Origin of the sequence: Diaminobutyricimonas sp. LJ205, from assembly GCF_009755725.1 — a bacterium.
In the GTDB taxonomy this organism is placed as follows: domain Bacteria; phylum Actinomycetota; class Actinomycetes; order Actinomycetales; family Microbacteriaceae; genus Ruicaihuangia.
The window spans coordinates 1,775,089-1,801,000 of record NZ_CP046619.1 but is presented as its reverse complement, the minus strand read 5'-3'; the positions used below and the strand labels follow the sequence as shown (position 1 = coordinate 1,801,000).

Here is a 25,912-nt window from a genome sequence, read left to right as displayed (position 1 = left end):
GCTCAGATCGAGAAGTGCTGCTCGTGCTCGTCGTGGGCGCGGCCCAGTTTCTCGCGCAGCTGTTCGGGCTGCTTGATCATCGCGCGATACTTGGCCGGCAGGGCGACGACGACCTTCTCCGCGGCGAGCATTCCGTTGTACACGCGTTGCCGCTCCGCGGGATCGGTCGTGTACGACAGGTCGAGGTACTCGTCCGCATAGCGGCGCACATTGACAACCGCGGTGCGCGCCCGGCCCTTCGGGCTGACCAGCGAACCCACCACCGTGATCGCCAGGATGCCGAGGATGACGGTCAACGATGTGCCGGTGCTGATCTCGGTCACCGGCACGGGCTCACCGTTGTTGATGAACGGCACGTTGTTCTCGTGCAGCGCGTGCAGCACCAACTTCACACCGATGAATGCGAGGATCCCGGCGAGCCCGTACGAGAGGTAGATCAGCCGGTCGAGCAGACCGTCGATGAGGAAGTACAGCTGTCGAAGCCCGAGCAGCGAGAACGCGGTCGCGGTGAACACGATGTACACGTTCTGGGTCAGGCCGAAGATCGCCGGAATCGAGTCCAGCGCGAACAACAGGTCGGTTCCGGCGATGGCGACCATCACCAGCAGCATGGGCGTGAGCGCGCGCTTGCCCTCGTGCATGGTGAACAGCTTGTCGCCGTCGTAGTAGTCCGTCGTATGGAACACTTTGCGCACCAGGCGGATGACGAAGTTCTCGGCTTCGTCGTCGCGTTTCGGCTTCAGCAGATTGCCCGCCGTGAGCAACAGGATGAGTCCGAAGATGTAGAACACCCAGGCGAAACTGTTGATCAGCGCAGCGCCCAGGAAGATGAACCCGGTCCGGGCGATCAGCGAGAACACGATGCCGAACAGCAACACCTTCTGTTGGTCCTCACGGGGCACCCGGAAGCTCGACATGATGATCAGGAACACGAACAGGTTGTCGACCGACAGCGCCTTCTCGGTGATGTACCCGGCGAAGTACTCGGTGCCGAAGTCGACGCCGCCGAAGATGAACCCGCCGATGCCGAAGAGCACCGCGATTCCGATGTAGATCGACGACCAGATCGCGGATTCCCGCAGCGTCGGCACGTGCGCCGCCCTCACGTGGAAGAAGAAGTCGAAGGCGAGCAGTGCGACGATGAAGACGATCGTCAGCGTCCAGACCCACGTGTCAACCATCAGTTCAGTCCTCGCCGGTCAAGCAACGGCTGGATGTCCGCCGCGCGTCCCCGAAAATGCCGGAACGCTTCATGCGGGTCGACGGAGCCGCCGACGCCGAGCACCAGGGAGCGGAACCGGTCGCCGTTCTCGCGAGTGAGCCCACCGTTCTCATGGAACCAGGCGACGGTGTCGGCGTCGAGCACCTCGCTCCAGATGTAGGAGTAGTAGCCGGCGTCATACCCGCTCGAGAAGACGTGCTGGAAGTAGGTGCTCGAGTACCGCGGCGGCACCGCGGGGTTGTCGAGCCCGATCGACGCCAGCACACCGGCTTCGAACGCGGCGACATCCGTGACCTCAGCGTCCGCGGAGATCGAGTGCCAAGCCTGATCGAGCAGGGCAGCAGCCAGGTACTCGCTGGTCGCGAAGCCCTCGCCATAGCTGCGGGAGGCCTCGATCTTCTCGACCAGTTCGCGCGGCATCGGCTCGCCGGTCTCGACGTGGACCGCGTAGTTCTCGAGCACCTCGGGCCAGAGCATCCACATCTCGTTGACCTGGCTCGGGAACTCGACAAAGTCGCGGAACACGTTGGTGCCGGCGAACTTCGGGTAGGTCACTGTGGCGAACAGGCCGTGCAGCGCATGCCCGAACTCGTGGAACAGGGTATTGACCTCGTCGTAGGTGAGCAGGGTCTTCTCGCCGACGCCGGGCTTCGGCACATTGAGATTGTTCGTCACGATGGTCGGCTGGCCGAGAAGGTCGTTCTGCTGGGTCAGCGAATTCATCCAGGCGCCGCCGCGCTTGGAGTCACGGGTGTACAGGTCGAGCAGATAGAGCCCGAGCGGGGACCCGTCCTCGTTGTGCACCTCGAACACGCGCACATCCGGGTGGTAGCCCTCGAGGTCGTGGCGTTCGGTGAAGGTGATCCCGTACAGCCTGGTCGCTGCGAAGAAGACTCCGTCGCGCAGCACTCGCTCGGCTTCGAAGTACGGGCGCATCGCCGCCTTGTCGACGTCGTACTTCTGCTTGCGCACCCGCTCGCTGTAGAACGCCCAGTCATGGCTGGAGAGGGTGAAGTCGTCGCCGATCAGCGCCTGCAGGTCGGCCTGTTCGGCGGTCGCATTGCGGGCGGCAGGCGGAGCGAGCTTGCCCAGCAGGTCGGCGACAGCCTCCGGCGAACCGGCGGTCTCGTCAGCGGTCACGAACGCGGCGTGGGTGTGGAAGCCGAGCAAGTTCGCGCGTTCGGCGCGCAGCCGGCTGATCTCCAGCACGAGCTGCCGGTTGTCGTTGTCGCCGCCGCGGATGCCGCGGGATCGCGACGCGAGCATGATGCGCTCACGGACGTCGCGGTAGGTGAGCGAGGACAGGTGCGGATGTCCCGTTGGGAGCACCAGGGTGACCAGGTACTTGCCCTCCAGTCCGCGGCTGTTCGCCGCCTCAGCAGCGGCCGAGATCTCGCCCGGCGTGAGCCCGTCGAGTTCCGCGACATCCTCGATCACCACAGCGAGATCGTTCATGTCGGCGAGCAGGTTCTTCTCGAACCGGGTGGTCAAGACCGAGAGCCGCTTGTTCAGCTCGCGCAGGGTCTCCTTCTCGGATTCGGTGAGGCCGGCGCCGGCGAGGGTGAACTCGGTGTAGTAGCGCTCCACCAGGTATTGCGCCTCGGCCTCAAGGCCCATCCGTCCACGGCGGCCGTACAAGGTCTCAATCCGGTTGTAGAGCGCCGCGTTCAGCCGGACGGCGTCGGCGTGCGCCGCGAGCTTGGGCGCGTATTCCTGTTCGACCGCTTGCGTGAAGTCATTGGAGTCGGCCGAGGCGCGGTTGAAGAAGACCGCGCTCACGCGCTGCAGCACCTGTCCGCTGCGCTCCAGCGGCACCATGGTGTTCTCGAACGTCGGTTCCTCGGCGCTCGAGGCGATCGCCTCGATTTCCGCCAGTTGGTCGGCCATGCCACGGTCGAACGCTTCCGTGTAGTGCTCATCAGCGATGTCGGCGAAGCGCGGCAGCTGGTACGGGAGCGTCGATGCTTCGAAGAACGGATTCGTCATGTCGATAACCCTACGGGACAGATGCAAAGGAAGCGTTGCAAAGGAACTGTTGCAAAGAAACCTTTGCAATGATACTTTTGCGCCATGGCGAAGCAGGAACGCACCGACCGTGTCATCGACCTCGAGGGGTTGAAGGCGCTCGCGCACCCACTTCGCGTGAAGATCGTCGACACCCTGTCCACTTACGGTTCCTTCACCGCGAGCGGCCTGGCCGAACGCCTCGGCGAATCGAGTGGAGCGACCAGCTACCACCTCAGGCAACTCGAGAAGCACGGTTTCGTGCGCGAGGTGGAGGGCAAGGGCACCGGCCGCGAGCGCTGGTGGGAACGGCCGCCCGGCGGACTGCAGCTCACGAGTCGTGAGGTGGCGTCCACGCCGGCTGGCAAAGCGGCAACCCGGATCGTGCTGCGGGAGTGGTCGGTGGGCCGGGAACGGATGCTGCAGGACTTCCTCGATCTCGGCATGGACGAGCTCTCGCCCGAGTGGCAGGACGCCGGCACCGTCAGCACATCGAACCTGGTGCTGACAGTCGAGCAGCTCCGGGAACTGCGCGATCGCACCACGGCAGTCATCGACGAGTTCGTCGACCGCTATCGCGGTCAGTCGGTGCCCGGCTCACGGCCCGTTCAGGTTCATTTCAATGCGTTCCCGGTGATCGATGCTCCGGAGAACACCGCGTCCTAAACGCCTTCCCAGACTAAGGAGAGACCCATGGCAACAGTGGCACCGGCCCTGTACTCCTCGCGTCCAACCAGGCTCGACCGCATCGTCAGACTCACCGGCACCGCTCTCATCAGCTGGAGCGAACGTCGGGTTGCGCGCCGCGTGGTCAGCCACGAAGAACGCTCCCGTCAATTGGCGGTACAGCGTGAACGCTCAGCCTTCGACCAGTTGGTTTTGAAACAGTGGTACCGAGGCGAGCGCTGAGGCTCCCTCTCACAGACCCCGCACCTCGTCGCGGGCGACTTCGACGGCTTCCTAGAGCCCGGGCCCTTCTCAGCCCACCTCCGGTGGCCTCCGGCGAGGTGCGGCACTTCTCAGCGAGAGCTAGGGCGCGACGTCGGTTCTCCCGGCGTTGGTCTTCGCAATCTGAATCTGCTCGTACACGTGCGCCCGAAGCTCAGCGAAGCGCGGCGCGTTGCGGGTGGTCAGCTGGTCACGCTGATCCGGTAGATCGATGCTCAGATCGTCCTGGATCACGGTCGGGGAGCTCGAGAGCATGATGACCCGCTGTCCGAGGTACACGGACTCATCGATGTCGTGCGTGACGAACAGCACGGTGACGCCCAACTGGTGCCAGATGGACCGGATCAGGTCTTCGAGGTCGGCGCGCGTCTGTGCATCGACCGCCGCGAACGGCTCATCCATCAGCAGCACCTGGGGCTTGTACGCAACCGCCCGGGCGATTGCGACGCGCTGCTGCATGCCACCGGACAGTTGCCACGGATAGCTCTTCGGCACGTGGGCCAGACTAACGGCTTCGAGGGCGTCGTTCACGAGCGTCTCCCGCTCGGCCTTCGCGACACCGGCGTTCTTCAGTGGAAGCTCGACGTTGCCCCGCACGGTCATCCACGGGAACAGGCTTCGCCCGTATTCCTGGAAGACGACGGCCATGCCCTTGGGAGGGCCGGTGACCTTCTTGCCGTTCAGCTCGACACTGCCACTGGTCGGGGCCATCAGCCCGGCGATGCACTTGAGCAGCGTCGTCTTGCCCGAGCCCGATGGGCCGACGAGGCATGCCAGCTCACCGGGGGCGAGATCGAAGGTGAGGTTATGCACCGCCTCGAAGGATCCGGCATCCGTCTTGTAGATTTTCTGGACATCGCGCACCCGAAGGGCGGGCGCGACGGTGCCGGGTGCATCGGGGATGGACATGGCGTGCTCGTTGACGGTCATGAGGTGTGCAGCTCCTTGAGGCCGTGGTACCAGTGCAGAACGCGACGCTCGACGAACTGGAAGATGAACGAGAGGGCGATTCCGATGAGCCCTAGCAGGACGATGCCGCTCCACATCTCCGGGATCGCGAACGACCGCTGGAACTGGATGATCGTGAAACCGAGGCCCGACGAGGAGGCGAACATCTCCGAGATCACCATCAAAATCAGCCCGATCGAGAGGCTTTGCCGCACCCCGGCCATGATCTGTGGGCTGGCTGATGGCAGCACCAGGTACCTCAGGCGTGCGAACCCGGTGAGACCGTAGACGCGGCTCGCGTCGCCGAGCACCTCATCAACCGCCCGGACGCCCTCTACGGTGTTCAGCAACACCGGCCAGATCGCCCCCGAGACGATCACCACGACCTTCATGGTGTCGTTCACGCCGATCAGCAGCAGCAGCAGCGGCACCAGGACGGGTGGCGGGATGGCGCGGAAGAACTCCAGAAGCGGCTCGAACAACCGACGCAGCCAGCGGACGGAGCCGATCAGCACGCCAAGCACGATGCCCAACAGAATCGCGGCGAACAAACCGACGAAGAGGCGCGTGATGCTGGGCAGCACGTCGTCGAAGAAGCGGTCACTGAACCACACCTCGGCAAAGGTCTCAACCAGCTGCCCAGGCTTCGGCGTGTAGAAGTTCACCTCGCCGAGGGTGAGGACCCACCACAGGAGGATGAGGAGGATCGGGAGCGCTACGAAGTACAGGACCCGTTTCAGAGTCTTCATACGATGACCTCCCCACGCACGGAGGTGTGCCACGCGAGCACGCGCCGCTCGACAGCGCGCGCGAAGAGATTGATGATGACCCCGATGAATCCCGTGGCGAGGATGAGCGCATACATCGAGGTGACCGCCCCGCCGGCCTGGGTGAGGGCGATCTGCTTGCCGAGGCCGGGGCTGCCGATCAGCAGTTCGCCGGTGATCGCCAGGATCAGGGCGACGGCCGCGCCCAGCCGGATTCCCGTCATCAGGTAGGGCAGGGTGGTCGGCCAGACGACGTAGCGCATTCGGGCGAGGGTCCCCAGCCCGTAGCTCTTCGCGGTGTCGTTCGCGACCGAGTCGATGTCGGCGACCCCGTAGAGCACCTGCAGCAGCACCTGCCAGAACGCGGCGTAGATGATGAGCATGATCGTCGACTCCATCTTGATGCCGAACAGCAGCACCGCCAGCGGGATGAGTGCGACCGAAGGCACCGGGCGGAAGAACTCGATGGTCGAGTGAGTGGCCTTCCGGAGGAATGGGCTGGAGCCGATGACCAACCCCAGGACGATGGCGGCGCCTGCCGCAATGCCGAGGCCGATGGCCCAGGTGATCATGGTCTCGGCGACGTCGTTCCAGAACTCCGGATCGCCGAAGTACTGGATGAGCCGCGTGACCACGTCGCTGGCCGGCGGCAGGTACTGCGGGCTCACGAGTCCCAGTCGGGGAATCGCCTCCCAGACGAGCAGGAACAACAGGATGCCGACGACTCCGAGAAGTGGGCCGGAGAAGACTTTGGTGCGCATTCCGCTGCTCCTGCTCGCGGTGAGTCGCGGTTAGTTCGCCAGCAGTTCGTCGAGGTTCGGCTCTTCGCTGATCGTGCCGTACTTCTGCGCGGCCGCGCCGAGCTTCTCGATCGCATCGCGGTTGAACTCCGGGTTGAACTTCGGGAGCGCGATCCGCTCGAGAACATCCGGGGCGATCTCCGTGTAGGTCGTGACGATGCGGCGAACCTCGTCGGGGTTCTCCTGGGCGTATTCGAGCGACCGGTTCATCGCAGCCTGGAACGCTTCGACCTTCTCGGGCTCTGCCTCAATCTGGTCGCCGGAGCTGAAGTAGCCCGAGACATCCAAGGCCGGATCGAAATCGGCGAAGTTGTACGAGATCACCCGGGCACCCGCGTCGACGGCCGTGGTCATGAACGGGTCAAGGATCCACGCCGCGTCTACCTGTCCGTTCTCCAGCGCTGCCGGGGCATCCGGGAACGGGATCTCGACGAACTCGATGGATTCCGGGTCGCCACCGTCGTCTTCGACGACCTGCCGGATCGTCGTGTCACCGATGTTCGCCAGGGTGTTCACCGACACGCGCTTTCCCGCGAGGTCGGCAGGGGACTGGATGTCGGAGTTGGCCGAGACCACGACGCCGCCGAAGTCGAACTCGGGGTCACCGGTGGTGGAGTTGCCGTTTGCGACGTAGACGATGTCCAGGCCACGGTCGCGCGCGACCATGCTCGAGACATAGTTGCCGAACGCGAAGTCGAAGTCGCCGCTGACGACGCCCGGGATCAGGGCGGCGCCGCCGGCACCGGACTCGATGGTCACTTCGAGGCCCTCGTCCTCGAAGAAGCCCTGTTCGACGCCGAGGTGCAGCGGTGCCGTGTCGACGATCGGGATGATGCCGACCGTGATCGGGGTGAGTTCCCCCTCGGCTCCGGGCGACTCCTCCGGTTCGGGCGTGCCTGCGGTGCACCCGACGAGGGCGACCGCGGAAGCCAGCGCGACGCCGGCTAAAAGGGTATTCCTCATGACCATCACTCCTTTGTGACTGCTGGGAATTGCCGTTCGCGTTGCGAGCGATTACTCGGACTCTACGTCGTCAGTCCAGCTCCGTCACGGTCACCGAGCCATCGGATGCCTCGCGCACGAGCGTGCCGTCGTCGAGTTCGACTACGGCACGCCCTTCGAGCCAGGTGAGGGTCCAACACCAGCCTGCGGTGTCAAAGTCGGCCACGTCGGCTTCGACCCTGCGCACGGCGTCGGTGACGGCATCCGACAGCCTTGCCGGCGGTTCGGTTCCGAGGTTCCATCTGGTGCCGAGCTGCATTACGACTCCTGCGGGGCGAGGGTGATGCTGCGAACGGCGACCTCATCGGAGTCCTCGAAACGCAGCTCGGCGATGCGGCCGACGGCCTTGAGATCGGCTGCGGCCTGGGCGAGCGCCGCGGGACCGGCGATGAGCGCCTCGGTCACGTCGGTCTTCTGCGACGCCTTGGCATCGGTCTTGGCCCGTCGGATGCCGATCAGGGCGGCGCTGACCAGCGGCAGCAGCCCGGTCGGTGCCTCGCTGCTCGCCTCGGCCGGGATCGGCCAGGGTGCGGTGTGCACGCTGCCCTCGTGGGTCCAGCTCCACACCTCTTCGGTGGCGAACGGAACGAACGGGGCGAACAGTCGCAGCATGATGTTGATCGCCGTGCGGAGGGTGTAGACGGCGCTCGCCTGACCCTCGGGAGTGCCGGCGCCATACGCACGTTCCTTGACCAGCTCGAGGTAGTCGTCGCAGAAGGTCCAGAAGAACTGCTCGGTGACTTCTAGGGCACGGGCGTGGTCGTACTCGTCGAAGGCCTTGGTGGCTTGGGCGACGACGTCAGCGAGCATGGCCAGCAGGTCGAGGTCGAGCGGTTCGGTGGCGCCGGAGCTGGTCGAGCCACCTCCGCTGGTCGAGCCTGCCGAGACCTCCGGGAACGAGTAGACGAACTTGGCCGCGTTCAAGATCTTGATCGCCAGACGTCGGCCGATCTTGATCTGCTTCGGGTTCTGCGGGTCGAACGCGGCATCCGTACCCAGCCGGCTGGAAGCCGCCCAGTAGCGCACGGCGTCCGAACCGTGCTCGTCGAGCATGCCAGCGGGGGTGACCACGTTGCCCTTGGACTTGGACATCTTCTTGCGGTCGGGATCGACGATGAAGCCGGAGATGGCGGTGTGCTTCCACGGCGCCTGACCGTCGTGCTCGAGCAGCGAACGCAACGCGGTGGAGAACAGCCAGGTGCGGATGATGTCCTGGCCCTGCGGGCGCAGGTCGTAGGGGAAGACGGCGCTCCAGAGTTCGGGGTCCACTTCCCAGCCGCCCGCCAGCTGCGGGGTCAGCGACGACGTCGCCCAGGTGTCCATGACGTCGTGTTCGCCGACGAAGCCGCCGGGCTGGTTGCGCTGCTCCTCGCGGTAACCGGGCGCGACATCCGATGACGGATCGACCGGCAGGCTCGCCTCGTCGGGGACGATGGGCGAGTCGAACACCGGGTTGCCGTCAGCGTCGAGCGGGTACCAGACCGGGATCGGTACGCCGAAGAAACGCTGACGGCTGATCAGCCAGTCGCCGTTCAATCCGTTCACCCAGTTCTCGTAGCGCACGCGCATGAAATCGGGGTGCCAGGCGATGTGATTGCCGAGGTCGACCAGGCGGGTGCGCAGTTCGTCGGACTTGCCGCCGTTCATGATGTACCACTGGCGGGTGGAGACGATCTCGAGCGGCTTGTCGCCCTTCTCGTAGAACTTCACCGGGTGGGTGATCGACTTGGGCTCGCCGATCATCTCGCCGCTGGCCTTGAGCAGTTCGACGACGGCCTGCTTGGCGCTGAACACCGTCTTGCCTGCGAGCTGCGAGTAGGCGGCCTTCGCCGTGGGAGTCGCGAGCGCGGCGGGCGGATCGGAGACCACGCGACCGTCGAAGCCGAGAATCGCGCGGTTGGGCAGGTCGAGTTCGCGCCACCAGATGACGTCGGTCAGGTCACCGAAGGTACAGATCATCGCGATGCCGGAGCCCTTGTCCGGCTGCGCGAGGTGGTGGGCGACGATTGGCACCTCGACACCGAACACCGGGGTGGTGGCGTTGGTGCCGAAGAGGTGCTTGTAGCGCTCGTCATCCGGGTGCGCAACCAGCGCGACACACGCGGGCAGCAGCTCGGGCCGAGTGGTCTCGATCTGCAGGTCACCGGCCTCGTGATGGAACACGATGCGGTGGTAGGCGCCGGGCTGGTCCTTGTCTTCGAGCTCGGCCTGGGCGACGGCGGTGCGGAAGGTGACATCCCACAGCGTCGGCGCGTCGGCCTGGTATGCCTCGCCGCGGGCGAGGTTCCGCAGGAATGCCTTCTGCGCCATGGCCTGGGATTCGGGGGAGATGGTGCGGTAGGTCTGGGTCCAGTCCACGGACAGGCCGAGCTTGCGCCAGAGGTCCTCGAACTGCTTCTCGTCCTCGACCGTCAGTCGTTCACACAGCTCGATGAAGTTGCGGCGGCTGATCGGCACCTGGTCCGCGGCCTTGGAGCTCTTGTTGTCGCCGCCTTCGAACGGTGGGGTGAACTCGGCGTCGTAGGGCAGCGACGGGTCGCAGCGCACGCCGTAGTAGTTCTGCACCCGGCGTTCAGTGGGCAGGCCGTTGTCATCCCAGCCCATCGGGTAGAAGACGTGCTTGCCGCGCATGCGTTGGTACCGGGCGGTGACGTCGGTGTGCGTGTAGCTGAAGACGTGGCCGATGTGCAGTGAACCGGATGCCGTCGGCGGGGGAGTGTCAACCGAGAAGATCTTGCGCGCCTCGTGCTGCTGGTCGAGCCCACTCCGCTGGTCGAGCCCATCCCGTTGGTCGAGCTTGTCGAGACCCTGTGCCGCGATGGCGGCTTCCCGATCGAACCGGTACGTTCCCTGCGATTCCCACTGGTCGCCCCACTTGGTCTCGAGGCCTTCGAGGGCCGGCTTCTCAGGAATCTGCGACATGGATGCTCCGGTTCAATATGTGCGGCACCGAGTCTGGGGTGAGGTGCCTGAGTGTGGACTGCTGTAATGGTACCGAACCGCAGCGGGGAGGCAGCGATGAGGGTGTTGGTTCTGGGAGGCACGCAGTTCGTCGGCCGCGCGGTCGTGGATGAGGCACTCGCCAGAGGCTGGTCGGTGACCACGTTCAACCGGGGGACTCGGCCGGCAACCGACCGGGTGACCGCGTTGGTCGGGGACCGTACCGCTCCCAGGGGGCTGGCAGCGTTGGAAGATGGCAGCTGGGATGTCGTCGTTGACACCTGGTCATGGGCGCCATCCGTTGTGCGTGACTCGGCTTCGCTGCTCGCGTCCCGGGCGGGTCGGTACGTGTATGTGTCCAGCCGGTCGGTGTATGCCAGCCCGCTTCCCGCGGGAGTCGGCGAGGACGCCGCGGTCGTTCAGGCCTCACCGGATGCCGGGGATGTCGAGTACCCGGAAGCCAAGGCCGGTGCCGAACTCGCCGTCGTCGCCTCCTTCGGTGATCGTGCGGTGCTTGCGCGACCGGGTGTCATTCTCGGACCTCATGAGAACGTCGGCAGGCTGCCGTGGTGGCTGAACAGGATCGCCCGCGGCGGTGAGGTGCTCGCACCGGGGCCGGCAGGCCTTGGCATCCAGTACATCGATGCGCGTGACCTTGCGAGTTGGTGCCTGACTGCCGGGGCATCCGGTCTCCATGGTGCCTACAACATCGTGGCTCCCGTCGGTCACGCCACCATGGGCAGCCTGCTCGAGGCGGCCGTGCGGATGACGGGTTCGAGGGCGGTGCTCCGGTGGGTGCCGCCCGAGGTGATCCTTGCCGCTGGGATTGAGCCGTGGACTGATTTGCCGATATGGCTTCCGCCGGGGGAGTTGCACGGTTCTTTCCACGAGAGCGATGTGACGAAGGCGCTCGCCGCTGGGTTGCACTGCCGACCGGTCGAAGAGACGGTCGCCGACACCTGGGCTTGGCTGCAGTCAATCGGCGGCACTCCGCCGCAGCGGGAAGATCGGCCGGCGGTTGGTCTGGACCCGGAGTTGGAGCAGCGGGTGCTGGCTTCGGTCAGTTCGGCCAGTTAGGTCAGTACCGACGGAGTCGGTTGCCCGCCTAGGCGGTGGCTTTCGAACTCGCGGGCGAGGAGGCCGTAGATACCGGTATCCGCCCAGTCACCCTTGAACCACATGTCCTCGACGAAGTGCGCCTCTTCGCGCATCCCGAGTCGACGGCAGAGGGCGATCGAGCGCTCGTTGCGCGGGTCGAGTTCCGCGATCACGCGGTGCAGATTGAGCGTGTCGAAGGCGAGGTCGAGGATGCGGCGGGCGCCCTCTGTCGCGTAGCCCTGTCCGTTGAAGTCAGGGTGGAAGCTCCAGCCGATCTCACCGCAGTCGTTCTCGACGCTCTTGATCGTGAAGTAGAGGTCGCCGATGACCTGTCCGTCGCTGGTGCGTTCGACCGCGAGCTGTAGATAGTCGCCGTCCTTCTCGAGTCGAGTGTGGGTGGCGTGGACGGCCAGGCGAGCCTTCACCTCGTCTCGCGTGCGAGGTTCGAAGAGAAGGTAGCGGCAGACATCTTCGCGGGATTGGTAAGCGTGAACCGCGTCGGTGTCTGCCTCTGTCAGCAGTCGGATTGTTAGCCGCTCGGTGGTGAGCGGTGTCGTGAACTCGAATGGGAGGGCGGCGGCGACCATGGTTTGGAGCCTAGTGGGCGGTGGGATTGAGCCTTCCCTCTCTGCTCTCCACATCGTCTCCTCTCCTCCACAGGCGGGGCACCGCATGACTTATCCCAAGATTCGCGAAACAGCTTCGTATTTGTGTTCTACTCTGGGAGAATTAGACCATGCAAAACCTCGCAGTCCAGTTCGACCGAATGGCCGTCGAAGCTGCCGGGATCGTGCCCAAAGCCGCGATCGCTGGGCTCGTCGACGACGACCTGCTGGCACTGACCGCCGCCGTCGAACGGCTCGGGCGGGCGGTGGACGGGTTGCGGGTCGTCACTGCGGCGGAGGTTGGCGACCGGTCCCGCCGCGAGCTCGGCTCAGAGGGCCTGGCCGTGCGGAAGGGCTGCCGGAACCCCGTCGAGCTGCTGCAAAGGGTGACCCTGATCAGTGCACTGACGGCGCACCAGCGTCTGAAGCTCGGCAAGGACCTGCAACCGGCAACCGCGCTGACCGGCGAGGTGTTGCCGGCACGGTTCCCGAAAGTCGCCGACGCTATCACGACGGGCCGCATTGGCATCGATGCCGCAACCGCGATCGTGAAAGGCCTGCAACCGGCATTCAGTGCCGCGCACCCCGTGGAGTTGGCCGCGGCCGAGACCGAGCTGGTCGCCGCGGCCACAGGGATGCCTCCCTCAGACTGCACCGCCGGTGACGGCGTCGCCGCCGGTGACGACGGCCCCGACGTCGGCCCTGACGGCGTGACGGAAGAGCTTCCCGTGTCCGGCGCACCCTCGTATCCGTGTCCGGCGGATGAGTTAGCGATCCAGGCCGCGATCTGGCGGGCGGTGCTCGACCCGGACGGATTGCAACCGTCCGAGGAACGTGCCATGCGAAACCGGCTGTTTTCCCGCGGACGGCTCCGCGACGGCCTCGTGCACGGCACCTATGCGTTGCTGCCGGAGATCGCTGCGAAGCTTGACCGCCTGTTCGATGCCTACCTGGCCCCGAAGACCACCGGCGTCTTCCTCACCGACGCCGAACGCCTGCAGGCTGAGGCGTCAGGGGACACCCGAAGCACTGATCAACAACGTCACGACGTCTTCGCGACGATGATCGATAGCTGGGCAAGATCCGGGAATACTCCCACCCTCGGCGGCGCTGCTCCGACAGTGCTGGTCAGCGTCACCGCCGAAGACCTCACGAGCGGCCGGGGTGCCGGCTGGATCGACGGGCTGACCGACCCGATCTCGATGGCCGCGGTGAACCAATTCGCCTGCACTGGCGGCATTCAACCGGTCAGCTTCGACTCCTTCGGCCGGATCATTGCCCTCGGCTCCCCGCAACGGTCCTTTACTCCCGCCCAACGCAAGGCGATCAGCCTCCGCGACGGCGGCTGCCTGATCGATGACTGCAACATTCCGGCTGGCTGGTGCGAGATCCATCATGTGCAGGAAGCCTCCCGCGATGGAGAAACTCACACCGACAACGGAGTCCTGTTGTGCTGGTTCCACCACCGCACCATCGATTCGTCCGGCTGGCAGATCCAGATGATCCGCGGCGCACCGCACCTGAAAGCGCCACCCTGGCTTGACCGGACCGGCAGGTGGAAACCCGTGAGCAAAGCCCGCACCCGCATCAGCGCTCGCAAACGGAGCTGAACAGGAATCCGTACCCGACCACCTCTGCAGGCTCCGCGTCCCGGCGTCATTCCGAAGCCGGCGGGGCGATCGTGATGTTGCCGCTCGAGATCCCCGCTGCGATGCAGTCGGCGACTCGTTCCGCGTCGCTCTCGGTTGCGTCCGCAATGAGCGAGTAGCCGTAGTGGGACGACGGCAGATCCAGACTTTGGAGTGAGGATTCGACCGCAGGGTCGTCAGCGCACGCGTTCGGTGGCGGCGGCGACGGATGGACAACCCCGACTTGCCAAGTGGCGAGGGAGCCTTCCGGGAGCCGCTCGATCGTGGCGCCGCACCCTGCGAGCGACACCGACGCGACCGACGCGACGGCAATCGCAGCCAGGAACCTGACACTGCCACGGCGTCCGGCGCCTCGCTGTGCCTGCATGCCCTCAACTTACAGCGCACCGAACCCGGCGACCACGGGCTCAAGCGTCACCCGCAGATAGCTCGACAGCTCGCCGCGGTCGGTGCCCGCGGCGGCCCACTCCTGCGCTGCCGCCACCACCGCCCCGCCCACCGCAAACGCCGCAGCCCGAGCGACCATGGCCGAGGCATCCGGATGCAGCCGCTGAATGAACCCTGTCACCAGCGTCGTCAGCCTGACGAACCGGCCGAGCGCGGATGCCTGCAACTCCTGATCGGCACCGATGAACTCGCTCTGCGTCAAAGCCCACGGAACCCGCGACGCTCCATAACTACCCGCCAGGTGCACCAGCGTGCTCGCGACCAGACGCAACGCATTCTGGCCGGCCGAGGCCGGCACCTGCCCAAGAGCATCGGCCAGGGCATCGATGCTCTCATCGAGATCGACCCAGAACACGTCACTCTTCGAGGCGAAGTTGTTGAAGAACGTGCCCCGGCTGACCCCCGCTCGCTGGGTGATCTCACCGACCGTGGTGCCGTCGTATCCGAGTTCCAGGAACAGCTCGAACGCGGCCTCCTGCAGCATCGCACGCGAGACCGCCCGGGGACGCCCCCGCTGCGGCGACGTATCAGTCACGCTGCTCCACCCGTCCAGATTATTTGTACCGAGTCCAATAAAGCTAGGATGATCTGACTCCCTCCCACACAGCACAGAGAGAACCCCGGCATGCCCATTCTCCGTTCCCGCCCAGCCCGCGTCGGCATCCTCGCCGCAGTCGCCACGGCATCCCTCCTTCTCGCCGGCTGCGCAACCACCGGCGCCAGCGACGAGTCGACAATCACCTTCGGCATCGAGGGGGCGAACCTCTCCGACGGACACATGGACATCCACTCCACCCAGTTGGATGTCTCCTCCCTCGTGCTGCGCAACACCTTCGACTCACTCGTCGCCCAGAACCCCGACGGCAGCTTCGCACCATGGCTCGCCGAGAGCTGGGAAATCTCCGACGACGGCCTGCAGTACACATTCACCCTGCGCGAGGACGTCACCTTCCACGACGGCGAACCGTTCAACGCCGAAGCGGTCAAGGCGAACTTCGACCACGTCGTCGCCGATGAGACCGCTTCCGCCCAGGCCGCGAGCCTGATCGGCTACGCCAAGGAAGGCGGCTACTACGTCGACACCGAGGTCGTCGACGAGTTCACCGTGCGGGTCAATTTCAGCCAGCCGTACGCACCGTTCCTGCAGGGCGTCAGCCTGCCTCAGCTCGGCTTCTACTCGCCGAAGGTCCTCGATGAGGCACAGGACGAGCTGCGCGCCGGCGGCCCCGACGTCACCGTCGGCACCGGACCGTTCATCCTCACCGAGTTCACCCCCGCGCAGGAGCTCGTGTTCGAGGCGAACCCCGACTACAACTGGGCACCGGAGGGTTCCGAGCACCAGGGGAAAGCGGCATCCGACCGCCTCGTGATCCGGATCCTGCCCGAGCAGTCCACCCGCGCCGGTGCCCTCACCAGCGGCGAGGTCGACGTGATCGCGGATGTCACCCCCACCATGGCCGGCCAGATCGGCGACGGCTTCGAGACCACCTCGGTCGAACTGCCCGGCATCCCGTACTCGCTGTACATCAACGAGGCCAACGGCGTGTTCGCCGACCAGAAGGTGCGCGAAGCGTTCCGGATCGGCTTCGACCTGGATGCCGCCATCGAGAACATCTACGGCGGCCAGTTCGACCGGGCCTGGAGCGTACTCGCACCGACCACGCCGAACTCGTACGACGCGAGCCTCGAAGAGAGCTGGCCATTCGATGCGGAGAAGGCGAACCAGCTGCTCGACGAAGCCGGCTGGACCGAGCGAGACGCCGAGGGCTACCGCGTCAAGGACGGCCAGCGTCTGAGCGCACAGTGGATTGCCTGGACCCCGGTCCCGGATGACAAGGCCGCACTGGGCGACGTCATCCAGTCCGACCTGCGTGAGATCGGCTTCGAGATCGTACGCGAAGCGCTCGAACCCGCCCAGTACAACGAGTTGTACGGCCCGCGCACCTTCGACATCACCGACTGGGGCTTCTCCAGCCCGGACGCCGACGTGCTGCGAAGCCACCTGCACACCGGCGGCTTCCAGACCGTCTCCACGGTGACGAAGCCCGAACTCGACGCCAAGCTCGATGCGGCCGTCTCGACCAGCGACCCTGCCGAGCGTGAGGCGCTGTACCAGGAGATCCAGCAGTGGAACAACGAGCAGGTACTGATCGTTCCGCTCTACGTGCCCTCTGAGATCACCGCAGCGAACGAGAAGGTCAGCGGACTCACCTTCGACCTGTACGGCCGCGCCTCGTTCTACGGCGCTACCGTCGAGGGATGACCCAGCGACTCGCGGTGCGGCTCCTCGGCCGGCTGGGCGGCATGCTGCTCGTCATCTGGGGAGCCGCCACCGCGGGTTTCATCGCCCTGCGCCTGATTCCCGGTGACCCGGTCGATGTCATGCTCGGCATCAACGCGCGCGTCGCCGAGAGCGTGCGCGACCAGATCCGCGCCGACTGGGGGCTCGACCAGCCGGTGATCGTGCAGTACTTCGCCTACCTCGGCCAGCTGGTCACCGGACAACTCGAGTCGTACCAGCTCCGCCAGCCGGTCGCCGAGGTCATCGGCCGACAGGCGCTGCCGACCCTGCAACTCACCGGGCTTGCCCTGCTGTTCGTGCTCTTCCTCGCCACGATCGCCGCCTTCGTCGCCCGCGGTCGGCGTTCGAAGTCGCTGGTCTCGCTCGTCGAGTTGGTGGTGGTCTCCTCGCCGACATTCTGGATCGGGCTGGTGCTGCTGGCCGTGTTCGGCTTCGGACTGGGCTGGTTCCCGGTCGCGGCGAGCGAGGGCATCGCCTCGCTGATCCTCCCTGCACTCACCCTCGCCCTGCCCGTCGCGGGCATCATCAGCCAGGTGCTGCGGCAGGGGCTCGACGCAGCCGCGGAGCAGCCATTCGCCACCACCGCCCGAGCCCGCGGCGTCGGCCACGGCCGTCTGGTGCGACGTCACACCCTTCGACATGCCGCCGGCGACACCATCACCCTCACCGGATACCTGATCGGAACCCTGCTCGGCGGCGCCGTCCTGGTCGAGACGGTGTTCGCAAGGCCTGGGCTCGGCGGCGTCGCGGTCCGCGCGATCCTCGGTCGCGACATCCCGGTCGTCCTCGGCATCATCGTGCTCGCCGCGATCGTGTTCGCGGTGACCAACCTCATCGTCGACCTGCTGCATGAGCGGCTCGACCCGCGCCTGTTGACGGTGCCCGTATGACCACAATCGTTTCCAACCCGCAGGCGGCTCGCTGGAAAGCCGCACCCGCCGGGGTGATCGCCGCGACCGTGGTGCTCGTCGTGATCCTCGCGGCCGCCCTCTGGCCGACTCTGTTCACCGCGCTGGACCCGCTGAAGACGGATGTGGCGAACTCGCTCGAGCCCCCCAGTGCCGGGCATCCATTCGGCACCGACCAGGCGGGCCGGGATGTCTTCGCCCGGGTCGTCCACGGCGCGCGGTACTCACTGGTGGTCGGCTTCGGCGCCACCGTTCTCGCACTGCTCGCGGGCATCGTGGTCGGCGTGCTGTCCGGGATCTCACCGCGCGGCGTCGACACCGTGCTGTCGCGAATCATCGAGATCGTGATGGCGTTCCCCGAGTTCCTGCTCGCGCTCATCGTCATCGCGGTGGTCGGTCCCGGTGAGGTCAGCCTGCTGGTCGCGGTCTCCCTGGCAGCTTTGCCCGCCTACGCCCGGATCGCCCGGTCGCAGACCATCGTCATCCGCAGGTCCGGTTACGTGCGCGCCGCGACCGCGCTCGGCGTGCCCCGCTGGCGCTCCACCCTCGACCACGTGGTCCCGAACATGCTCGGACCGCTGCTGGTGATGGCCACCATCGGCGTCGGCACCGCGATCGTCTCGGCCGCCGGCCTCAGCTTCCTCGGCATGGGCCCGAACCCGCCGACCCCGGAGTGGGGCCTGATCCTGTCCGAGGGTCGCAACTTCCTCTCCACCGCGTGGTGGATCGCCGTGTTCCCCGGTCTCGCGATCACCGTCACGGTCATCGCGACCAGCACTCTCGGCCGCTATCTCAGGCAAAGGGGACGCGCATGAGCTTCGTGTCCGTCGACAATCTGAGGGTCTGGTTCGGTGCCACCGAGGTTGTGCACGGCGTTTCCTTCGAGATCGCCCCGGGGGAGTGCCTCGCCCTGGTCGGTGAGTCCGGCTCCGGCAAGACGCAAACCGCACTCGCCCTGCTGGGGCTCACCCCCGATGGCGGCACCGCGCGAGCCGATTCGCTCGTCGTGGCAGGTCGCGACGCTTCCCGGTTCCGCGAGGACGACTGGCGAGGCATCCGTGGCCGCCACATCGGACTGGTCAGCCAGGACGCGCTGGTCTCGCTCGACCCGCTGCGCCGCGTGGGGCGCGAGGTCGCCGAGGCTATCGAGGTACACGACCGGGAGCCAAGCGACATCGGTCAGCGGGTGCTCTCCCTGCTGGCGGATGTCGCGGTGCCCGAGCCTGCGCAGCGCGCCAGGCAGTTCCCCCATGAACTCTCCGGGGGATTGCGCCAGCGGGCGCTGATCGCCTCGGCGCTGGCCGCTGGACCGGCCCTGCTGATCGCCGATGAACCCACCACCGCGCTCGACGCGACCGTGCAGGTGCAGATCATCGACCTGCTCGCCACCCTCAAGCGGCAGGGACTCGGCCTTCTGCTGGTCAGTCACGACCTCGGCCTGGTGGCCCGACTCGCCGACCGCATCGCCGTGATGAAGGACGGCGAGATCGTCGAGACCGCGGATGCCGCATCCCTGCTGTCCTCGCCGCAGCACCCGTACACGCGCATGTTGATCGATGCCGTCCCGGGAGCCAAGCAAGGCAGCGGGAATGGCGCCTCCGACCCCGGTGAGGTCGTGCTCAGTGCCCGGGACCTCGTCAAGGCCTACCGACGCCCCGATCACACCCCATTCCGTGCGCTCGACGGGGTCTCGCTCGACCTGCGCGCCGGAACCACGCTCGGTGTCGTCGGCGAGTCCGGCTCCGGCAAGAGCACGCTCGCCAGCCTGCTGCTGGCCCTGGAACGGCCGGATGCCGGCACGGTCACCCTCGGCGGGAAACCGTGGTCGGAGCTGTCCGAGTCCCGCCGGCGACGCAGCCGCGCCCGCATCCAGCTGATCGATCAGGACCCGTTCGGTGCACTGGATCCGCGGCACAGCGTGCAGCGGATCATCACCGAGGCGCTCAGCCTCACCGACACCCCGCGCGCCGAGCGACCGGCCCGCATTGTCGAGCTGCTCGGTCAGGTCGGGCTGTCCGAAGAGTTCCGTCGCCGCCGACCGCATCAACTCTCCGGAGGTCAACGGCAGCGAGTCGCGATCGCGCGGGCCCTGGCCCGGCGGCCGGAGATCCTCGTCTGCGACGAGCCGGTGTCCGCCCTCGACGTGTCGGTGCAGCGGCAGGTGCTCGACCTGCTCGGCGACCTGCAGCAGCGGCTGGGGCTGTCGATGGTGTTCATCTCCCACGACCTGGGCGTGATCCGTCAGCTCGCCGACGACATCCTGGTCCTGAAGGACGGCGTCGTCGTCGAGCAGGGGGATGCGGCGTCGGTCCTGGAGTCGCCGCAGCATCCATTCACCATTCGCCTGCTGTCGGCGATGCCCGCCCTGGTGCGCTGACGACGAGTCCTCAGGCGATTCACGGTATTCTGAACGGCAACGACACCGATCCGGCATCACCGGGGAGTTTTCGGAAGAACGGTGGCCCATCACGGTGGAACGCTCAGTAGAACCGAACGGGTCTGGCCCGTCACAGCCAATGAACAAGCGGTCGTCCGGCAACGGGCGGCAAGCGGGGTGGTACCGCGCTGCAGGGTGAGACCAAGCAGCGTCCTCGTGCAGATGCAATCCCTCCCGAGGAGACACATGACGTACCCCCGCAACCGCCGCGAGAGCTCCGACGATCAGTCGGGTGTCTCGCCGTCGCCGAATTTCCCGGCGATCGAAGAGCGAATCCTCGAGTTCTGGAAGGATGACGCCACTTTCAAGGCGTCGATTGACCAGCGGCAGGGCGCGCCGGAGTGGGTGTTCTACGACGGCCCGCCGTTCGCCAACGGCCTGCCGCACTACGGCCATTTGCTGACCGGGTACGCGAAGGACATCTTCCCGCGCTTCCAGACCATGCGCGGCAAGCAGGTGCAGCGTCGGTTCGGCTGGGACACGCACGGTCTTCCCGCTGAGCTCGAGGCGATGCGCCAGCTCGGCATCACCAAGAAGGAAGAGATCGAGCAGATGGGGGTCGACGCGTTCAACACCGCGGCCCGCGAATCGGTGCTGCGCTATACCAAGGAGTGGCAGGCCTATGTCACCCGGCAGGCACGCTGGGTCGACTTCGAGAACGACTACAAGACCCTTGACGTCTCGTTCATGGAGAGCGTCATCTGGGCGTTCAAGCGCCTCTACGACAAGGGCCTCGCCTATGAGGGCTTCCGGGTGCTGCCGTACTGCTGGAACGACGAGACCCCGCTGTCCAACCACGAGCTGCGCATGGACGACGACGTCTACAAGATGCGCCAGGACCAGACGGTCACGGTCACCTTCCCGCTGGTCGGGACCAAGGCCGAGGCGCTCGGCCTGACCGCGGTGCGGGCACTCGCCTGGACCACCACGCCGTGGACGCTGCCCACGAACTTCGCGCTCGCGGTCGGCCCCGACATCGAGTACTCGATCATCCCAAGCGGCCCGAACGGAGCCGGCGACGGCGCCGAAGAAGGCGTCGCCGAGTACCTGCTGGCCACCGACACCCTCTCCAGCTACGCCAAGGAGCTTGGCTACGACTCCGCAGCCGACGCCCTCGCTGCGCGCACGAAGACCGTCACCGGTCGCGACCTCAACGGTGTGCACTACGACCGGCTGTGGGACTTCTACGCCGACACCGAGACCTGGGGCACCGAGAACGCCTGGCAGATCCTCACCGCGGACTACGTCGCCACCGGCGAGGGCACCGGCATCGTGCACCAGGCACCCGCCTACGGCGAAGACGACCAGCTCGTCGCCGCCGGTGCCGGCATCCCGGTGATCCTCTCCGTCGACGACGGCGGAAAGTTCCTCCCGCAGGTTGAGCCCGTCGCCGGCATGCACGTGTTCGAGGCGAACAAGCCGCTCACCCAGCTACTGCGCGCCGAGGGCAGGCTGCTCAAGGTCGCCAGCTACGAGCACAGCTACCCGCACTGCTGGCGTTGCCGCCAGCCGCTGATCTACAAGGCCGTGTCCAGCTGGTTCGTGCGCGTCCCCGAATTCCGCGACCGGATGGGTGAGCTGAACGAAGAGATCACCTGGGTACCCGAGAACGTCAAGCACGGCCAGTTCGGCAAGTGGCTGGCAGGCGCCCGCGACTGGTCGATCTCCCGCAACCGGTACTGGGGCAGCCCGATCCCGGTCTGGAAGAGCGACAACCCCGAGTACCCGCGGGTCGACGTCTACGGTTCGCTCGAGGAACTTGAACGCGACTTCGGCGCACTGCCACACAATGGCGAGGGCGAACCCGACCTGCACCGGCCGTACATCGACCAGCTCACCCGGCCGAACCCGGATGACCCGACCGGTCAGTCGACGATGCGCCGCATCGAAGACGTGCTCGATGTCTGGTTCGACTCCGGCTCGATGCCGTTCGCGCAGGTGCACTACCCGTTCGAGAACGCCGAGTGGTTCGACAGCCACAACCCCGCCGACTTCATCGTCGAATACATCGGCCAGACCCGCGGCTGGTTCTACACCATGCATGTGCTGGCCACCGCGCTGTTCGACCGGCCGGCATTTAAGAACGTGATCAGCCACGGCATCGTGCTCGGCAGTGACGGGCAGAAGATGTCGAAGTCGCTGCAGAACTATCCGGATGTCTCGGAGGTCTTCGACCGCGACGGCGCAGACGCGATGCGCTGGTTCCTGATGTCCAGCTCGGTGATCCGCGGCGGCAACCTGGTCGTCACCGAGGAGGGCATCCGCGAGGGCGTCCGGCAGCTGTTGCTGCCGATGTGGAGCACCTACTACTTCTTCAGCCTGTACGCCAACGCCGCGAGCGAGGACGGGTACACGGCGACGTGGCGCACCGACTCCACCGACGTGCTCGACCGTTACCTGCTCGCCAAGACCCGCGACCTGATCATCGAGGTCACCGATCACCTCGAGCACCTCGACAGCCCGCTGGCCACGAACGCGCTGCGCGACTTCGGTGACGTGCTCACCAACTGGTACGTGCGCCGCAGTCGTGACCGGTTCTGGACCGGCGACACCGGCGAAGCCGGCTGGCACGACGCCTTCGACACGCTGTACACGGTGCTGGAGACCCTGTGCCGGGTCGCCGCTCCGCTGGTCCCGCTGGTGAGCGAAGAGATCTGGCGTGGCCTCACCGGCGGTCGCAGCGTGCACCTCGAGAATTGGCCGGACGAGCTCGCCTTCGGCGCCGACCCCGACCTGGTCGCCACCATGGACCGGGTCCGCGAGATCGCTTCGGCCGGGCTCGCGCTGCGCAAGGCCCGCCAGCTGCGCGTGCGCCTGCCGCTGGCGAGCCTCACCGTGGTCAGCGAGGATGGCGAACAGTTCACCGAGTTCACCGACATCCTGCGTGAAGAACTGAACGTCAAGGAGGTCACGCTCACCCCGCTCGCGGAGTCGAGCCTCACCGACTTCGGCATCACCCGGAAGCTCACAGTGAACGCCCGCGCAGCCGGCCCGCGCATCGGCAAGGACGTTCAGCACGTCATCGCCGGCGCGAAGAAGGGCTTCTGGGAGCAGACCGGTGACACTGTCGTCGTGGATGGCATCGAATTGCTCGAGGGCGAGTTCGAACTCGACCTGCAGGCCGACGACGCCTCCAGCGCGATCACCTTCCTGCCCGGCGGCGGCTTCGTGCTGCTGGATGCCGAGACCACCGAGGAACTGGAAGCCGAGGGCCTGGCCCGCGACGTGATCCGTGCCGTGCAGCAGGCACGCAAGGACGCCGGCCTCGACGTCAGCGACCGCATCAAGCTCCGCCTTGAAAGCGACGCCACCTCGTCCATCGAGACCCACCGGGATCTGATCGCGGCCGAGACCCTGGCCGTCGAACTGACCGTCACCGACGGCGCAGGCAGCACCCAGGTCGGCGCTGAGTCGACCGTAAGCGTCACCCTGGAGCGCGCATGAGCAAGGACGACATCTTCGACGCGAGCGGCCAGTACGACGACGCCGCGTTCGACGACCACGAGTATCAGGATGCAGCCGACCGCGTGATCGACGACCTGCTCGGCCGCGTGGGGGAGGGAACGCCGAGACCGCGCCTGGAACCGACGCGCCGCGCCGCTCAGCTGCTGGGCGATCCGCAGCACTCGTTCTCGGTCGTGCACGTCACCGGAACGAACGGCAAGACCTCGACCAGCCGCATGATCGAGAGCATCCTGCGTGCCTACGGCCTGCGTACCGGGCTCCTCACCAGCCCGCACCTGACCCGGTTGAACGAGCGGATCGTGATCGACGGAGTGCCGGTATCCAACGCCGCGCTCGCGTCGAACTGGTCCGACATCCAGCCCTACCTGCTGATGGTCGACGCCGAACTGACCGCCAACGGCGAACAGCCGCTGACCTACTTCGAGGCGCTCACGGTGCTGGCCTTCGCGGTGTTCGCGGATGCCCCGGTGGATGTCGCCGTGCTCGAAGTCGGCATGGGCGGTGAGTGGGACTCCACCAACGTCGCCGACGGTCAGGTGGCCGTGTTCACGCCGATCGCGCTGGACCACACCAAGCGACTGGGCGAGACCATCAGTGAGATCGCGCGCACCAAGGCGGGCATCATCAAACCCGCCGCCCGCGTCGTCTCCGCCTTGCAGACCCCCGAGGCGCTCACTGAGATCCGGCTCGCCGCGGAGCAGAACGAATCCCTGCTCGCCGTGGACGGCGACGCGTTCGCGCTGCTGTCGAACACGGTCGCCGTCGGTGGCCAGGTGATCAGCGTCCGCGGACGCGCCGGCCAGTACGACGACCTGTTCCTGCCGTTGTTCGGCGACCACCAGGCGCAGAACGCGACGCTCGCGATTGCCGCCGTCGAGTCATTCCTCGGCGACGGGGCGCACCCGCTCGACCACGACACCCTCGCTGAGGGACTCGGTTCGGTCACGTCGCCCGGCCGTCTGCAGATCGTCGGCACCGATCCCACCGTGCTCGTCGACGCCGCCCACAACCCGCACGGCGCCGCCGCGCTGGCGGCCGCGCTGACCAGCTACTTCACCTTCGACCACGTCGTGTGCGTGCTCGGCGTGCTCGCCGACAAGGACGCCCGCGGCATCGTCGAGGCACTCGACCCGGTGGTGGCCGAGTTCATCGTCACCGAGTCGGACTCGGAACGCTCCCTCGAGGCTGATGCGCTGGCGACCATCGTCGTCGCGGTCGCCGGCCCCGACCGGGTCCGGGTCGAACCAAACCTGGCCACCGCGATGGATGAGGCCCGAGCACTCGCGGGCGAAACCGAACGCGGTGCGGCACTCGTCGCCGGCTCGATCACGCTGATCGGCGAGGTCATCGGCCTCGCCGAAAGTGAACGGTGGATGAAGTGAGCGCCGAGGCACCCAGGCCTCGTCGCGTGCGCACGGTGACCGAGAGCCTGCTCTCGATCGTGCTCGCGCTGGAAATGTTCCTGGTCTTCTTCGCGACAATCGTGGTGTTCGGCCTGCAGCGGCTGCCGGCGCCGGTGGCCTTCATCGGCGGGGGAGCGCTCGTCGTGCTGCTGATTGTCGCCGTGCGGTTGCTCCGTTACCCGGTTGGCATCTGGCTTGCGCTCGGGTTGCAAGTTGTGCTGATCGCGCTCGGGCTGCTGGAGCCGCTCATGTACCTGATCGGTGCGGGCTTTGCGGCCATGTTCGTCTACTACCTTGTAAAGGGCAGGCAGATCGATCGCAGGAATGCGGCGTCAGCGCCTGACACGAGAGAAGGAGAGTAATGGCAGTCGAAGAAACCCTCGTCCTGGTCAAGCCCGATGGGGTCGCCCGCAACCTCACCGGCGAGATCCTGCGCCGCATCGAAGCGAAGGGGTACAGCCTCGTCGACATCAAGCTCGTGCAGGCCGACCGGGAGCTGCTCGCCAAGCACTACGCCGAGCACGAGGGCAAGCCGTTCTACGAGCCGCTGCTCGAGTTCATGGAGTCGGGCCCGATCGTGGCCATCCGTGCCGCCGGCGACCGGGTGATCGAGGGCTTCCGCGCTCTCGCCGGCACCACCGACCCGACGACCGCCGCGCCCGGCACCATCCGCGGCGACCTCGGCCGTGACTGGGGCCTCAAGGTGCAGCAGAACCTCGTGCACGGCAGCGACTCTCCCGAAACCGCGGAGCGCGAGCTGGGCCTCTGGTTCGCATAAGCCACACACGTACAGTGAACGCCGTCGCCACTGGGCGGCGGCGTTCGCTGTTTCGCGGCTCGAACGAGTCGGCTAGTACCAGCCGCACCCTCCCTGGTCGAGCTTGCCGAGACCGCGACAAGCGCGACCAACCACGTGTGAGCATCCTTCGCGAGTACCGCGACAGGCTTGGTGGGGGCGATGTGCGGG

Annotated in this window: 23 protein-coding genes; 12 read left to right on the top strand and 11 right to left on the bottom strand. The window is 66.4% G+C overall.

From position 1 onward, the window contains the following. Positions 1 to 2: 2 nt before the first annotated feature. Together GO591_RS08630 and GO591_RS08625 are read right to left on the bottom strand one after the other, a co-directional pair. On the bottom strand, positions 3 to 1,184 hold the full coding sequence (locus tag GO591_RS08630; RefSeq protein WP_370455349.1) for a TerC family protein: 1,182 nt from the start codon (positions 1,182 to 1,184) through the stop codon (positions 3 to 5). Then, the gene (locus GO591_RS08625; RefSeq protein WP_157156445.1) at positions 1,181 to 3,208 is read right to left on the bottom strand and encodes a M3 family metallopeptidase; all 2,028 of its coding nucleotides are present in this window, start codon (positions 3,206 to 3,208) and stop codon (positions 1,181 to 1,183) included. Before GO591_RS08625 ends, GO591_RS08630 begins: the two co-directional genes overlap by 4 nt. An 84-nt stretch (positions 3,209 to 3,292) precedes the next feature. Here GO591_RS08625 and GO591_RS08620 point away from each other — a divergent pair, with 84 nt between their 5' ends. Beyond that, complete coding sequence (locus tag GO591_RS08620; protein WP_157156444.1) at positions 3,293 to 3,892, top strand: ArsR/SmtB family transcription factor; 600 nt, start codon at positions 3,293 to 3,295, stop codon at positions 3,890 to 3,892. Positions 3,893 to 3,919: 27 nt separating this feature from the next. Next, entirely contained in the window at positions 3,920 to 4,135 is a 216-nt protein-coding gene (locus tag GO591_RS08615; protein ID WP_157156443.1) for a hypothetical protein, read from the top strand. A gap of 120 nt (positions 4,136 to 4,255) precedes the next feature. Here the strand turns inward: GO591_RS08615 and GO591_RS08610 are convergent, their stop codons facing one another. From GO591_RS08610 to valS, 6 genes are all read right to left on the bottom strand, one after another. Next, entirely contained in the window at positions 4,256 to 5,104 is an 849-nt protein-coding gene (locus tag GO591_RS08610; protein WP_232466107.1) for an ABC transporter ATP-binding protein, read from the bottom strand. Further along, on the bottom strand, positions 5,101 to 5,871 hold the full coding sequence (locus tag GO591_RS08605; RefSeq protein ID WP_157156442.1) for an ABC transporter permease: 771 nt from the start codon (positions 5,869 to 5,871) through the stop codon (positions 5,101 to 5,103). The genes GO591_RS08610 and GO591_RS08605 overlap by 4 nt, the downstream gene beginning before the upstream one ends. Continuing rightward, positions 5,868 to 6,650 (bottom strand): ABC transporter permease, encoded by a 783-nt coding sequence (locus GO591_RS08600; RefSeq protein ID WP_157156441.1) that lies wholly within the window; start codon positions 6,648 to 6,650, stop codon positions 5,868 to 5,870. The genes GO591_RS08605 and GO591_RS08600 overlap by 4 nt, the downstream gene beginning before the upstream one ends. Before the next feature lie 30 nt (positions 6,651 to 6,680). Beyond that, complete coding sequence (locus GO591_RS08595) at positions 6,681 to 7,652, bottom strand: ABC transporter substrate-binding protein (protein ID WP_157156440.1); 972 nt, start codon at positions 7,650 to 7,652, stop codon at positions 6,681 to 6,683. Positions 7,653 to 7,722: 70 nt separating this feature from the next. Next, the gene (locus GO591_RS08590; protein ID WP_157156439.1) at positions 7,723 to 7,950 is read right to left on the bottom strand and encodes a hypothetical protein; all 228 of its coding nucleotides are present in this window, start codon (positions 7,948 to 7,950) and stop codon (positions 7,723 to 7,725) included. Beyond that, positions 7,950 to 10,613: a valine--tRNA ligase gene (gene valS / locus GO591_RS08585; protein ID WP_157156438.1), complete on the bottom strand. Its 2,664-nt coding sequence runs from the start codon at positions 10,611 to 10,613 to the stop codon at positions 7,950 to 7,952. The genes GO591_RS08590 and valS overlap by 1 nt, the downstream gene beginning before the upstream one ends. Positions 10,614 to 10,709: 96 nt before the next feature. On the opposite strand from valS, the gene GO591_RS08580 reads away from it, so the two are divergent. After that, complete coding sequence (locus GO591_RS08580; RefSeq protein WP_157156437.1) at positions 10,710 to 11,708, top strand: NAD-dependent epimerase/dehydratase family protein; 999 nt, start codon at positions 10,710 to 10,712, stop codon at positions 11,706 to 11,708. Here GO591_RS08580 and GO591_RS08575 read toward each other — a convergent pair. Further along, positions 11,705 to 12,316, bottom strand: a complete 612-nt coding sequence (locus tag GO591_RS08575) for a GNAT family N-acetyltransferase (protein ID WP_157156436.1) — start codon at positions 12,314 to 12,316, stop codon at positions 11,705 to 11,707. The two genes, GO591_RS08580 and GO591_RS08575, sit on opposite strands and share 4 nt — an antisense overlap. A gap of 149 nt (positions 12,317 to 12,465) precedes the next feature. Here GO591_RS08575 and GO591_RS08570 point away from each other — a divergent pair, with 149 nt between their 5' ends. Next, entirely contained in the window at positions 12,466 to 13,944 is a 1,479-nt protein-coding gene (locus GO591_RS08570) for an HNH endonuclease signature motif containing protein (RefSeq protein WP_157156435.1), read from the top strand. 46 nt (positions 13,945 to 13,990) lie between these two features. Here GO591_RS08570 and GO591_RS08565 read toward each other — a convergent pair whose 3' ends face one another. Next, positions 13,991 to 14,350, bottom strand: coding sequence for a hypothetical protein (locus GO591_RS08565; protein WP_157156434.1), 360 nt, complete (start codon positions 14,348 to 14,350; stop codon positions 13,991 to 13,993). A 9-nt stretch (positions 14,351 to 14,359) separates the two neighbouring features. Next, positions 14,360 to 14,965, bottom strand: coding sequence for a TetR/AcrR family transcriptional regulator (locus tag GO591_RS08560; RefSeq protein ID WP_198295445.1), 606 nt, complete (start codon positions 14,963 to 14,965; stop codon positions 14,360 to 14,362). A gap of 90 nt (positions 14,966 to 15,055) precedes the next feature. Between GO591_RS08560 and GO591_RS08555 the strand changes: the two genes are divergently transcribed. The 8 genes from GO591_RS08555 (at position 15,056) to ndk (ending at position 25,723) form a co-directional block, all read left to right on the top strand. Continuing rightward, entirely contained in the window at positions 15,056 to 16,693 is a 1,638-nt protein-coding gene (locus tag GO591_RS08555) for an ABC transporter substrate-binding protein (protein WP_157156433.1), read from the top strand. Beyond that, entirely contained in the window at positions 16,690 to 17,622 is a 933-nt protein-coding gene (locus GO591_RS08550; RefSeq protein WP_157156432.1) for an ABC transporter permease, read from the top strand. Before GO591_RS08555 ends, GO591_RS08550 begins: the two co-directional genes overlap by 4 nt. After that, positions 17,619 to 18,455 (top strand): ABC transporter permease, encoded by an 837-nt coding sequence (locus GO591_RS08545; protein WP_157156431.1) that lies wholly within the window; start codon positions 17,619 to 17,621, stop codon positions 18,453 to 18,455. The genes GO591_RS08550 and GO591_RS08545 overlap by 4 nt, the downstream gene beginning before the upstream one ends. Next, on the top strand, positions 18,452 to 20,017 hold the full coding sequence (locus tag GO591_RS08540; RefSeq protein ID WP_157156430.1) for a dipeptide ABC transporter ATP-binding protein: 1,566 nt from the start codon (positions 18,452 to 18,454) through the stop codon (positions 20,015 to 20,017). The genes GO591_RS08545 and GO591_RS08540 overlap by 4 nt, the downstream gene beginning before the upstream one ends. A 246-nt stretch (positions 20,018 to 20,263) precedes the next feature. Then, the gene (ileS, locus tag GO591_RS08535) at positions 20,264 to 23,521 is read left to right on the top strand and encodes an isoleucine--tRNA ligase (RefSeq protein ID WP_157156429.1); all 3,258 of its coding nucleotides are present in this window, start codon (positions 20,264 to 20,266) and stop codon (positions 23,519 to 23,521) included. Beyond that, the gene (locus GO591_RS08530) at positions 23,518 to 24,924 is read left to right on the top strand and encodes a bifunctional folylpolyglutamate synthase/dihydrofolate synthase (RefSeq protein WP_157156428.1); all 1,407 of its coding nucleotides are present in this window, start codon (positions 23,518 to 23,520) and stop codon (positions 24,922 to 24,924) included. Before ileS ends, GO591_RS08530 begins: the two co-directional genes overlap by 4 nt. Then, the gene (locus tag GO591_RS08525) at positions 24,912 to 25,307 is read left to right on the top strand and encodes a DUF4233 domain-containing protein (RefSeq protein ID WP_232466106.1); all 396 of its coding nucleotides are present in this window, start codon (positions 24,912 to 24,914) and stop codon (positions 25,305 to 25,307) included. Before GO591_RS08530 ends, GO591_RS08525 begins: the two co-directional genes overlap by 13 nt. Next, entirely contained in the window at positions 25,307 to 25,723 is a 417-nt protein-coding gene (ndk, locus tag GO591_RS08520; protein ID WP_157156426.1) for a nucleoside-diphosphate kinase, read from the top strand. The genes GO591_RS08525 and ndk overlap by 1 nt, the downstream gene beginning before the upstream one ends. Positions 25,724 to 25,912 lie beyond the last annotated feature (189 nt).